Raw genomic sequence first — 12,807 nt, 5'->3', positions numbered from 1 at the left:
AATGCCACGGAGCGTCAATGTTCCGTGGCATTTATGATTTTCCTGCAATCTAAAAAAGGTCTATACCTTCCAATCTCAACAAGAATGCTTTTATATCAGTGCCCGCACTGTAGCCTGTCAGGGAACCATCAGCACCTATCACACGATGGCACGGCACAATTACACCTATAGGATTCGCACCGTTTGCAGAAGCCACTGCCCTAACCGACTTAGGACAACCGAGACGAGAAGCCTCTTCACCATACGATATTGTAACACCATAAGGTATACGCAGCAGTCCGTTCCATACCATGTTCTGAAATTCGGTCCCGGAAAATACAAGCGGAAGGTCAAACACTTTTCGCTCGCCTGCAAAATACTCATCAAGCTGCTCTGCCGCTATATCGATAACCGGACATGTCCCATGCACGACACAGGCTCCAAAGTGCTTCGTAACTCTCGCCAGGTCCCTTTCATATCCGCTGCGCCCTATCCAACCGCATAGGCATATACTGTCGCCAATCGCTCCGAGCATCATCTCTCCGCACGGCGAACGGTACCGCTGCAATATGACTGACTTCCCAACAATCATTTACCTGTGAGGATAGTCCTTATATCATGGAGCTTATTCAGTGCCGCCATCGGAGTCAGATTATTGATATCAAGACCAAGAATCTGATCACGAAGCTGGGCAAGCACAGGATCATCAAGCTGGAAGAACGACAGCTGCATGCCCTCATGAACATTTGACGGAGAAGCCAACCTTTCAGCAGTAGCCTTATCACTTTCACGATTCACCGATTCAAGATGCCTGAGCACCTCATCGGCCCTCTTGACTATCACCTGAGGCATACCGGCAAGCTTGGCGACATGTATGCCGAAGCTATGCTCGCTGCCGCCACGTGAGAGTTTTCGGAGGAACACCACCTTGCCATCGATCTCTCGCACCGACACATTATAATTCACCACACGCGAGAACGTTTTCTCCATCTCGTTGAGCTCATGGTAATGTGTGGCAAATAGAGTCTTGGGATGCATCTTGCCATGTTCATGTATGTACTCCACAATAGCCCAGGCTATGGAGATACCATCATATGTAGAGGTGCCGCGCCCAAGTTCGTCAAAGAGAATCAGTGAGCGTTCGCTCATATTGTTGAGTATGGACGCAGCCTCATTCATCTCCACCATGAATGTCGATTCGCCAAGCGAGATATTGTCGGAAGCCCCCACTCGGGTAAAAATCTTATCTACCACACCTATATGCGCGCTCTCGGCTGCCACAAACGAGCCAATCTGCGCAAGCAGCACATTGAGGGCAGTCTGTCGCAGAAGAGCCGACTTACCCGACATGTTGGGCCCGGTTATCATCATCACCTGTGTCCCGGAATTGGACAGGTTCACGGTATTGGATATATACGGTTCTCCGGGAGGCAATTCTCTCTCTATCACAGGATGGCGGCCTTCCACTATAGAAATCTCCAAAGAATCATCCACCACCGGACGGTTATACCTGTTCTCAATCGCCACGCGTGTAAACGACCCCAACACATCGAGCTGGGCTATGAGCTGGGCATCAAGAAGAATCGCCGGAATATAATCCGAAAGCTGCGTCACAAGGTCGGTGTATATACGCTGCTCGATGACAGCAATCCTGTCCTGAGCTCCAAGTATCTTCTCTTCATAATCCTTTAGCTCCTGAGTGATGTAACGCTCGGCATTGACAAGTGTCTGCTTGCGTATCCATTCCTGAGGCACCTTGTCACGATGAGTGTTGGTCACCTCTATATAGTATCCGAACACATTGTTATATCCCACCTTTAGCGATGGGATTCCGGTGCGCTGGCTCTCCCGCTGCTGGAGCGACGACAGATAATCCTTCCCTCTGTAAGCAATCTCGCGCAGCTCGTCAAGCTCAGCATCCACGCCTGCCCTGATCACCTCGCCGCGATTGAGTGCGGCAGGCGCATCATCGACTATCTCCCTGCTTATTTTATCGACAATAGTGCTGCAAGGATTCAATTGTTCCCCTATGGAGTTAAGAACAGGAAGATCAGCCGAAGCACACACCCTCTTTATCTCAGGAATGACCCTCAATGCATTTCTCAACTGCACCATCTCGCGAGGGCTTACCCTAAGAGCCGACACCTTGCCTATCAGACGCTCCATATCCCCTATCTGTTCAAGAGCCTCGCGCAGAGAGTCGCGATCGTCCGATGCCCTGAAGAAATGCTCCACAATGTCAAGACGCTTGTTTATCTCTTTGTGGTCCTTCAATGGAAATAGAAGCCAGCGGTGAAGCAGACGGGCACCCATAGGGCTGACAGTACGGTCAATTACATCAAGCAGGCTCTTTCCGTCCTCGCTCATAGCGCGCACCAATTCGAGATTACGCACCGTGAAGCGGTCAAGCCTAACAGCCATTTCCTCCTCGATACGCGACAAGGATGTGATATGCTGGGTATGGGTATGCTGGGTTATATCAAGGTAATACAGAACCGCGCCGGAAGCGATTATAGCTGCCGGCATCTTATCCACACCGAATCCTTTGAGCGATGATGTCTCAAACTGCTTTAGCAGCCTATCCATCGCCGATGAATCGGTAAAAACCCAGTCATCAAGCTCAAATGTATAATAATGCTCTGCAAACGACTCCTCGACCATACGTTTTTTGCCTCTTTCGACAAGCACCTCCTTCGGAGCAAAACCGTTCATAAGTTTCTCGATATAATCAACCGAGCCCTCTGCTGTAAGAAACTCTCCGGTAGATATATCAAGAAAAGCCACCCCGGTCTTTTGCTTGCCAAAGTGAATTGCCGCAAGAAAATTATTCTCGCGATGGTCAAGCACATTGTCATTTATGGCAACACCCGGAGTCACAAGCTCTGTGATACCGCGCTTTACAAGTTTCTTGGTTGCCTTTGGATCTTCGAGCTGTTCGCATATGGCTACACGCTTGCCGGCCCGGACGAGCTTCGGAAGATACGTGTCGAGAGCATGATAAGGAAATCCGGCAAGCTCAACATACTGAGCCGAACCGTTAGCCCTCTTGGTAAGAGTGATGCCAAGAATCTCAGAAGAAGTTATCGCATCCTCTGAAAAAGTCTCGTAAAAGTCCCCCACCCTAAATAGCAATATCGCGTCAGGATGCTTGCCCTTCATCGCAATATACTGTTTCATAAGAGGAGTTTCCACGATTGACTTCGCCATAATTTTCCGGATTTTTTATTACAAAGGTACAAAATTCCGATGAGGCAGTACAAAATTCACCTGAATTTTATTTTTCCTACACTTGAACAGGAATAACCATAGTGTAATATTAAATCATAACTGCTATCTTTGCTCCTGATATTACTCTCCATACCAAAAGAACATTATGCCCTTAAATCTCTACAATCACACAAGGCTTACACTCGTCGCCATATGTTTCTGCCTCTTTGGTAAAATGCAATATACGTCAGCCATGGACAACTGCCTGCATTACAGCACAGGAACAATCTCAATAAGTTTCGATAAATCCATTGCTACAGACAGTATAGATGTCACAGCCATAACTTCGTCAATCTTCAATGATCCATTTGAAGAAGACATCATCCATTTCACTAAAAAAGATAATAACACTTTTACGTGCCAGGTTCCATTGGAGACACAAACATCCCTGATAGGAATTTACGTTGACACTGACAGGCGGCTCTCAATAGGATTAGTGGAAATCCACCCTGATATCCCACTTGTCATGGAAGCCTATTTCGACTCCGACGGATTACTCATGTATAGTAAATCCGATCATAACGGATTCAACCGTTTTGACATGGCACCTACAGAGAACAACAAAAGTGTCATTGTCTCGGATATGCTTATGCGCTTTGCATCATATCATTTGGGGTTATCTGAGTCAGAACCTCAAACAAGTCCGTCGAACCTACCTTTAACCAGCTGTCACTCAAGCTCCGAAAGTTCGAGCCAACGCAGTTCCTTTTCGTCAAGAATATCCTTGACAGAACTGTAACGAGCAGCCTTTTCGGCTATATCAGGTATATTCTCACCGGAATTGAACATGGCTTCAAGATCATTCTTCTCCTGAGTGAGAGCATCTATCTCGGCAGTAAGAGCCTCATACTCCTTACGTTCCTTGAATGACATCCGGCGCGGACGCTGCTTGGCTTCACGGTTTGACGAAGGCGCAGCGGACTGTTGCGACTTTGCTGTCTCCTGAGCCTGTGCTGCCTTAAGTTCTTTCAGATAATTCCGATAATCGGTATAGTTGCCGGGGAAATCCTTTATCACACCGTTCCCTTCCATTACAAAGAGATGGTCTACAATAGAATCAAGGAAGAACCTGTCATGGGATATGACTATCACACACCCCTTGAAATTACGCAGATACTCCTCAAGTATCCCGAGAGTCATTATGTCAAGGTCATTGGTCGGCTCATCAAGTATGAGGAAATTGGGCTGAGTGATAAGCACTGCCGCAAGATTGAGCCTACGCATCTCCCCTCCGCTGAGAGTGGAAATATATTTCTGCTGGTCAGCGGGAGAAAACAGGAACCTGTTGAGAAACTGCATAGGGGTATAATGTGACGTGCCATTGACCACGACATCCTCTGTGATATCGGTTATCGCATCTATCACACGCTTCCCCGCCGGAAGATTCAACCCATCCTGCGAATAATATCCGAAGCGCACAGTCTCACCCACGTTCCACTCTCCGGCATCCTGACTTACAATGCCCTGGAGCATCTTGATGAATGTGGATTTACCCACTCCGTTCTCACCTACGATACCTACCTTCTCATAACGGGCAAAAGTGTAAGTGAAATCATCGAGTATCACTTTTTCGCCAAAACGTTTCGACACACCCTTTGCCTCAAATATCTTTGATCCTATATAGGATGACTTCACCTCGGACGGATCGATGTTACGCTCATCGTAGCGCACCGAGGCACGCTCCTTGAGGTCATAGAATGCATTGATGCGGAAACGAGCCTTGCCTGCCCGGGCCTGAGGCTGACGCCTCATCCATTCCTGCTCTCTGCGCAGAGTGTTTTTCACCTTGGCAAGCTCGCCGGTGAGTGCCTCCAGGCGTTCCTCACGGCGACGCAGATAATAATCAAAGTTGCCATCATAGGTGAATATCTGCTTCATGTCGATCTCTATGATCTTATTGCACACCCGATCAAGAAAATAACGGTCGTGGGTGACCATAAGAAGTGTGATCCTCTGACGTGAGAGATAGTTCTCAAGCCATTCCACAGTCGAGATGTCAAGATGGTTGGTCGGCTCATCGAGAATGAGAAGATCAGGAGCACCGAGAAGCACCCGGGCAAGGGCAGCACGCTTAATCTGACCTCCCGACAGATGATCGACAATCAATTCGGCATCATCAATGCCAAGCTGCGATAACATCTGCCTCACGCGGTCCTCACGGTTCCACTCCTCATGATCATTCTCATGAATGGCAGGCAGGAGATTGCTCATCAGAGTGGTTCCTGGCTCAAATATAGGAGACTGGTCAAGGAAACCTACACGCAAGTCGTTGCGAAATGTGATTGCCCCGCTGTCAGGAGACTCATGACCCGACAAAAGGCGCAGAAGTGTCGACTTCCCGGTACCGTTCTTGGCAATCACTCCTATCTTATCCCCTTCGTTCACACCAAAGGTGATAGAATCGAAGAGCATACGGTCACCATAGCTCTTGGTCAGATCTTCGACTTGCAGATAAGGTTTCATTGAATTGTTTTGATAGGAATTTTAATGATTATTTATCCAGACAGGCATCCAGAGCCTTGATTATAGCCTCACGGTCCATATTGCGGCCTATGAACACGAGTTTTACCATACGGTCACCGTACTCCTCATCCCAGTCCTTTAGTATATTGGGGTCCTGGACTACCAGTTCCCTGAACTCTTCCTCGGGAGCTGTCGCAAACCATAGGCCTGCCTCTTTCAGTGATTTCTGCTTTCCTGCCGATTCAAAGAGATACGACATATCGGTATTGCATGAGAAATAGCATACCCCCTTACAACGTATCACCTCCCTGGGCCATTGTGCAGCCACAAAATGATCAAACCGGTTAAGGTCCAGGGCCGGACGACGATAATATACGAATGTCCCTATGCCATACTCCTCAGCCTCACCCTCTCCATGATGGTGGTGGTGGCAATGACCGCATGAACACCCCTCAGGATGTCCGTCGTGTTCATGGCTATGATTTCCGTGTTCATCATGATCATGATGGTGGTGATTATGGTGGTGATGGCTATGCTCTCGCTCCTCCTCTTCTATCTCATGGTTGTCACGTTCGATATGCTGCACCCAGGCAGCAGAAGTAGCCACATCATCGAAACTGAACATACCAGTGTTGATGATACGTGCAATATCCACATCAGCATAATCACATTCTATGATCTCAGCCGTTGGCTGCAGAGCCCGCACAATAGCTCGGATATGAGACAGTTCCTCGGCTGTGACTTCCGACACCTTGTTGAGCAGGATGATGTTACAGAACTCTATCTGCTGAATTATAAGATTCTCTATATCCTCCTCTTCAAGATTATCCTTTTTCAAGGAGTCACCGCAACCAAACTCATCTTTAAGCCTCAAGGCATCCACAACAGTCACTATACAATCGAGCTTAGGAGTACCGAACACAGTGGCCTGGGCTCCGAGCTGGGATATAGAGCAGATAGTCTGGGCTATAGGTGCGGGTTCGCATATACCGCTCGCCTCGATTACAATGTAATCGAAACGGTTCATAGCCATAATATCCTCTATCTGCTTGATGAGATCCATTTTGAGAGTACAGCATATGCAACCGTTCGAAAGAGCCACAAGGCTGTCATCCTTGCTGTCAACCACTCCGCCTCTCTCTATGAGGCTGGCATCAATGTTTACCTCTCCTATATCATTGACTATCACAGCAAACTTTATGCCGCGCTCATTTGAAAGTATATGATTAACAAGTGTAGTCTTACCGCTACCGAGATATCCGGTGAGAAGCAGTATGGAAGTTGTCTTTTTCATCACATTCAATATATTATCAAATCCGTATGTATTCAGGATTTATTATATGATCACCATTCAATCCTCACCGCCACACCGTCCATCTCCGCAGGGATAGGCGGATTGAGCTTGGTGAGTCTTATCATGCCACCCTCTATATCCGGGAAACGATCAGTCAAGGCACTGTGAAGACGCCACACCACATGCTCAAGCAACTGTGACGGATAGGCCATCACTTCGCGCGCCACCTCAACGACCTCAGCATAATTGAGCGTACCATCAAGGTCATCATTCATCATCCCTTTCTCTATAGGATACACGAGATGGACTGACAGTTCAAACGTATTGCCGTTCACACGCTCCTCTTCGTACACACCGTGGCGTGCAAAAAGTCGCAGACCGTTAACCTCTATGGTCCCTTTCATCACTTATGCTTTTAAGAATCAACCCCACGTGAGATTAGAACCTCGCCTGAACCTGCCCCTCATCCAATAATACAGTGTATACACAGGATGATATGTCATAAACCATGGGAATGTGAGCATTATAGAGCGGGAACCGAGCGAACGCGACACCTTGCGCCAAGCAGCCATAAGCACAATCCATACCGAAAGCATTATGACTCCAGCCACTATCATAGGCACAAATGATGGAAGCCCTACAACTCCCAAGGCAACGGCAGAGCCCAAAAGCGCCCACCATGCCCAGGAACAGGTACTGAAAAACATACGCGCATGGCCACACAGACGTGATGCGGTATAGTCGCGACGTATCTTCTCTGTCCGGTGAATTGACTGAGGGGAATTCTGCACAACCAGGAGCATCGAATCATCCGACAGCTCCACCGCCGTGTTTCCTTTGCGAGCTACCTCACTCACGAACACATCGTCATCACCATACTTGAGGTCAAGCGACCTGGAGAAGCCTTTGTTTCGGAAAAACATCTCGCGACGATAGGCAATATTACACCCGTCGCCACGGTAAGGCCTTCCTGCTATCGCCCACGAAAGCCATTCGACATCACTCCTCACACGGTCAAATGAATGAAGACGCTTCCAAGGCTCATCGACACCGTCGCTCACAGCCGGAATCGCGTATCCAAGCACTATATCGGTCGACGGACTGAAATGGCTTGCCATACGCTTAAGCCACTGTCCGGATGGAATCTGACAATTCCCTGTAGTATGGACCAGCACATTATATTTCGCAGCCTTGATGCCGAGGGTGACAGCAAGCTTCTTGCGCGACAACGAACGTGACTCCTGAGGAGTAAAAGTCATATACAGGTTATAATATCTCTGCTCCAGTCTGGCTATCACATCCTTAGTGGAACTGATGGCACCATCGTTAACCACAATCACCTCGAACGGCGCGGGATAATCCTGTTCAAGTATCTGAGGAAGCAGTATCTCAAGATTGGAAGCATCATCCTCGGAATACACAATTACTGAAACAGGCGGATAACCGGCGGCATCAGTAGTGCTGCCACTGTCAGCATAATTCAGGCTGCGCTCATTGTCAGCGGCAACCTGACGACTCACTGACGACACATAATGACGGAATCCGAATAGCAGATACAATGCCGATATGACCAGCACCGATAGCAGTGTAATTATAATAGGTGTAAGGTATATTTCAAACATCTGGAAACAATGGATAAAATCAAATGCAAATTTACAAAGAATTCTTCAATGAACCGCGAATTTTTCTGACAATAACAATGCAGGGCCGGTCATCACGACCAGCCCTGCACTCTTTGTAATCTATTATTTAACCTTTTCTTTAATTTATCACATTATCAATCAATCATTTATTAAAGTAGGTATATAGCCATATTTATTATTCACCAACGAGATCGAGAGCATAGAGTCCTCGCTTGCCGGTAGGATATACACCGCGCAGTATCATGATGCGGTCGTTTACTTCAGCCTTCATCAGTGCGTGATATATCTTCTCGACATCAGCCGGCGAAGCCACACGCATTTCATTGATGGAGGTGATGATGAAGCCCTGACGGACACCTGCCTCGCGCACGATACCTGCTTTCAGGTCAACCACCTGCACGCCGCCCGAGATGCCGAGCTGCTTGAGGGTTGAAGCATCCACCTTCTTGAATGCACAGCCGAGATCGGTGAAGTCGTTAGCTTTGGTCACATTTGTGGTACCCTGCAGGTTGAGGAGTGTCACAACGACAGTCTTTTTAGAATTGTCGCGTATAAGTTCCACATTTATCTTATCACCGGGACGATGTTTCACCACCTGTTCCTGAAGCTGAGCGACATTGTCGGTGGGCACACCGTTAATAGCGATGATCACATCACCTGCCTCTATGCCACCTTCCCTGGCTGATGAACGGCCTTCGCTGAAGGACTGCACATACACACCCTTGGTCACCGACTTGATACCCTTGTCCTTGGCAAGATCACCAGTCAGATTCTGAATGACTATACCAAGAATTGCACGCTGCACTGCACCATACTGACGGAGATCGCTCACGACCTTCTTTACAATAGATGTCGGCACTGCAAAAGAATACCCTGCATAATTACCGGTCTGGCTATAGATAGCGGTATTTATACCGATAAGGTCGCCATTGAGATTGACCAAGGCACCGCCTGAATTACCGGGATTTACTGCGGCATCTGTCTGTATATACGATTCAATGCCCATAGGTTTCGAGCCTGTAGACCCTCCGATGCTACGCCCTTTTGCCGATACAATGCCGGCTGTGACTGTAGATGTGAAGCCGAATGGATTGCCAACTGCAAGCACCCATTCACCCACTTTAAGGGTCTCGCTGTCCCCCATAGGGATTATAGGGAGATTCTCGGCATCGATCTTTATGAGAGCGATATCGGTGGTGGGGTCCGAGCCGATGACGGTAGCGTCAAACGAACGGTTGTCGTTAAGTGTAACCTGTAATCTTTCGGCCTCATCGATCACATGATTGTTGGTCACGATGTATCCGTCGGCACTTATAATGACACCTGAACCGAGTCCACTGGGCTCCATATCCTGGTCTGGCTCCTGCTGTGGTTGCTGAGGCTGCTGTCGACGGTTCCCTCGCGGTGATCCGAAGAAGTACTCGAACGGATCTATAAAGAAACCTCCTCCATATCCCTGCGAACGCTGACGGGGAGTGATATAACTTTTGATTGAGACAACTCCGTTGATGGAGCTTTCTGCTGCCTGGGTGAAATCAGTTGTTGTAGCAGGAGAGAGACCCACTGTATAGAATCCACCCTGATTGCCGTTAACACCGGCATCAGCAGTAGCCACAGAGAAATCGTCACGAGATGAGAAAGCCTCCTTCATTACTCCGGCAGTCAGTGCCGAACTCAGGATTGCGGTACCTGCCGCAAGGAGGATAATCTTGCCTGATAATTTCATATTATTCTTATGATAGTGGTTGGTAAATATTTCAATTGCTTTACACCCTTAAGACGGCAAAACGCGTGCAAAGTTACATCACATGACATGACTTTAAACAATTTTAATAGCTCCATCCCCAATTTAAGGAATATTTACGACATCATCCGGCCAACACTTATAACAATCCAAAAATAATGCTGTATCTTTGCATTATTATGTTAAAACGGATAGCATCACATATACTCGTTGTGTCAGTCCTTGCCATTTTGACAGCCTGCGGATCATCAAGGACCACCCGCATCCCGGCAAACAATTATACCCCCGACAAAGGGTCGGGCATCAGCAAAGACAATAACGATAATGACACATATATGGCACCTCAGTCAGCTGCTCTCATCAACAAAGCCCGCAGCTGGCTTGGCACACCTTATAGATACGGAGGGAATGACCGAAGAGGCATAGACTGTTCGGGGCTCGTACTTCAGGTATACAAGGACGCCCTCGGGATACAGCTTCCACGCAACTCACGCGAACAGCACGACTACTGCTCATCAGTGTCAAAAGGAGGCATGGTGCCAGGCGACCTTATCTTCTTTGCGACAGGAAAGAACAAAAGGAAAGTATCACATGTAGGCATATTCGTCGGTGGCAATCAGATGATCCACGCATCCACATCGCAAGGTGTGATAATAAGCGACATAAACTCATCCTACTACTCCCGAACCTATGTCGGAGCCGGAATGGTGGACAAATATCACGCAATGATAGGTGACGCATACAATAAAAATAATAAGAACAAGCCCGACAAACATAAAAAAGAAAACGACATCCGACACGAGGAGCCATCTTCACGAGATATTCCAGAGATACATATATCTCAGCTCGAATCCCCTGCCGGATTCACCCTCACCCCGGTAGAAGAGCTACCCCAGCCCAAACAACAGACACCAACCGCAGCGCCCGGAACAGAACAAAAACCGGAAACACAAAAAAACGCTGATCGTAAAACGCCACAATCCCAACCGGAACCAACACAACAGAAGACCGTACAGGTTGCAACCATATCCACTCAACCAGCCGAACAGCCTACAGCCGAAGAGGCCCGTAAATCGGTCCTCAGCTCGCTTAAGGAAAAGGAACTCTGACAATGGAAGAAATTATCGACAGGGCAATTGCCCCCGACATTCATAATATGGGGAGACTATCATTCCCCGAAGCAGAGACAATGACTCTGCCGAATGGTCTGACACTGCATTTCCTGAGCGGAGGAAATGCCGACGTAAGCCGCATAAAGATACTCCTGCCGGGAGGAATCGCTGAATCACCACGCCCCAAGCTGTTAGAAATCGCCAATTCACTGCTTCTGGAGGGAACTGTCAATCATTCCGGAGAACAGCTGTCCGACATTATCGAACACAACGGAGCCTGGACCGGAATCGAGACATCCACCCACCACTCAGCCTTAAGCGTATATTGCCTCAACAGCACATACCGTACTCTACTCCCATTGGTCAACGAGATAGTGCTGTCACCGGCATTCGACCCTGAGGCGACCTCCCATGTGGTGCGCAATGAAGCAGCAAGGCTCGAAGTAGATCATCACAAGGTGCTCTACCGTGCGGGATGCGCCATGAGAAATCTCATATACGGTCCCGAACATCCGCTTTCGGCGGTCCCATCGCCGGAAGAACTCATGGGAATCACACCGGAAATGCTCGCCGAAGCCCACAATGCACGCCTCGACCCATCAGGAATGCATGTGTACATTAGCGGACTGCTGTCGGACAGCATGATCAATGAAGCTGCAGGCATATTCTCTGCCATACCCTCCCACAATCCATACCCTCTGCCACCACTCCGATTCCCTGAACATACATCCGGCGGAAAGACCCACGTCGACATGCCTGATTCATTACAAAGCGGTGTCAAACTTATGATTCCCGCAATAGGCAGAAATCATCCGGACTACGTTCCGCTACGAATAGCGACAGTAGCCCTTGGAGGATATTTCGGAAGCCGTCTGATGCTTAACATACGTGAAGAGAAAGGTCTCACCTACGGCATCACGGCATCACTCATAGGCTACCGTCACAGCGGTTTCATATCCATATCGTCACAGACCGATCCTTCCACAGCCGATCTTCTTATAAGCGAGACAATCGCCGAAATAGAACGGATGAAAAATCCCGACTCATATACAGCCGATGAAGTGAACCGCATCAGCAGGTTTGTGCTTTCCGAACTTGCCGGAGTCCTTGACACTCCATTCTCACGAATGGATTTCCTACAGACACAGGTAACCGCAAGCACACCTGCGGGATACTTTGCCATGCAGGACAATGCCGCACGTCAACTCACGTCTGAAATGCTCGCTTCAATGGCAGAAAAATATTTCGATACAGACAGACTGTTTATTGCCACCGCCGGGAAGTAACAGCCCCGGCATGGCAATA

9 protein-coding genes are annotated in these 12,807 nt (G+C 48.3%); 2 read left to right on the top strand and 7 right to left on the bottom strand.

Annotated elements, in window-relative coordinates:
* Positions 1-49 precede the first annotated feature (49 nt).
* The 7 genes from EZ315_RS09380 to EZ315_RS09350 form a co-directional block, all read right to left on the bottom strand.
* A complete protein-coding gene (locus tag EZ315_RS09380) occupies positions 50-571 on the bottom strand; it encodes a methylated-DNA--[protein]-cysteine S-methyltransferase (RefSeq protein ID WP_135471818.1) in 522 nt (173 codons plus the stop codon).
* Positions 568-3,186 (bottom strand): DNA mismatch repair protein MutS, encoded by a 2,619-nt coding sequence (mutS, locus tag EZ315_RS09375; protein ID WP_135471817.1) that lies wholly within the window; start codon positions 3,184-3,186, stop codon positions 568-570. Before mutS ends, EZ315_RS09380 begins: the two co-directional genes overlap by 4 nt.
* A 729-nt stretch (positions 3,187-3,915) precedes the next feature.
* Positions 3,916-5,709: an ABC-F family ATP-binding cassette domain-containing protein gene (locus EZ315_RS09370; protein WP_135471816.1), complete on the bottom strand. Its 1,794-nt coding sequence runs from the start codon at positions 5,707-5,709 to the stop codon at positions 3,916-3,918.
* Positions 5,710-5,737: 28 nt separating this feature from the next.
* Positions 5,738-7,006: a GTP-binding protein gene (locus EZ315_RS09365; protein WP_370463747.1), complete on the bottom strand. Its 1,269-nt coding sequence runs from the start codon at positions 7,004-7,006 to the stop codon at positions 5,738-5,740.
* Between the two features lie 47 nt (positions 7,007-7,053).
* Entirely contained in the window at positions 7,054-7,407 is a 354-nt protein-coding gene (folB, locus tag EZ315_RS09360; RefSeq protein WP_135471814.1) for a dihydroneopterin aldolase, read from the bottom strand.
* Positions 7,408-7,425: 18 nt separating this feature from the next.
* A complete protein-coding gene (locus tag EZ315_RS09355) occupies positions 7,426-8,625 on the bottom strand; it encodes a glycosyltransferase (RefSeq protein ID WP_135471813.1) in 1,200 nt (399 codons plus the stop codon).
* Between the two features lie 196 nt (positions 8,626-8,821).
* The gene (locus tag EZ315_RS09350) at positions 8,822-10,372 is read right to left on the bottom strand and encodes a Do family serine endopeptidase (protein ID WP_135471812.1); all 1,551 of its coding nucleotides are present in this window, start codon (positions 10,370-10,372) and stop codon (positions 8,822-8,824) included.
* A gap of 197 nt (positions 10,373-10,569) precedes the next feature.
* On the opposite strand from EZ315_RS09350, the gene EZ315_RS09345 reads away from it, so the two are divergent.
* Both EZ315_RS09345 and EZ315_RS09340 read left to right on the top strand, forming a co-directional pair.
* The gene (locus EZ315_RS09345; protein ID WP_170957504.1) at positions 10,570-11,499 is read left to right on the top strand and encodes a C40 family peptidase; all 930 of its coding nucleotides are present in this window, start codon (positions 10,570-10,572) and stop codon (positions 11,497-11,499) included.
* 2 nt (positions 11,500-11,501) lie between these two features.
* Positions 11,502-12,788, top strand: a complete 1,287-nt coding sequence (locus EZ315_RS09340; protein ID WP_135471810.1) for a M16 family metallopeptidase — start codon at positions 11,502-11,504, stop codon at positions 12,786-12,788.
* The last annotated feature ends 19 nt before the right edge of the window (positions 12,789-12,807 follow it).

Source organism: Duncaniella freteri, from assembly GCF_004766125.1.
Lineage (GTDB): Bacteria > Bacteroidota > Bacteroidia > Bacteroidales > Muribaculaceae > Duncaniella > Duncaniella freteri.
This window is presented reverse-complemented; position numbering and strand designations above follow the sequence as displayed.

Bases quoted from the DNA above. Each gene is read 5' to 3' on its own strand.
- EZ315_RS09340 (WP_135471810.1), top strand. From the start codon at position 11,502: ATGGAAGAAATTATCGACAGGGCAATTGCCCCCGACATTCATAATATG.
- EZ315_RS09345 (WP_170957504.1), top strand. From the start codon at position 10,570: ATGTTAAAACGGATAGCATCACATATACTCGTTGTGTCAGTCCTTGCC.
- EZ315_RS09355 (WP_135471813.1), bottom strand. From the start codon at position 8,625: ATGTTTGAAATATACCTTACACCTATTATAATTACACTGCTATCGGTG.
- mutS (WP_135471817.1), bottom strand. From the start codon at position 3,186: ATGGCGAAGTCAATCGTGGAAACTCCTCTTATGAAACAGTATATTGCG.
- EZ315_RS09350 (WP_135471812.1), bottom strand. From the start codon at position 10,372: ATGAAATTATCAGGCAAGATTATCCTCCTTGCGGCAGGTACCGCAATC.
- EZ315_RS09380 (WP_135471818.1), bottom strand. From the start codon at position 571: ATGATTGTTGGGAAGTCAGTCATATTGCAGCGGTACCGTTCGCCGTGC.
- EZ315_RS09370 (WP_135471816.1), bottom strand. From the start codon at position 5,709: ATGAAACCTTATCTGCAAGTCGAAGATCTGACCAAGAGCTATGGTGAC.
- folB (WP_135471814.1), bottom strand. From the start codon at position 7,407: ATGAAAGGGACCATAGAGGTTAACGGTCTGCGACTTTTTGCACGCCAC.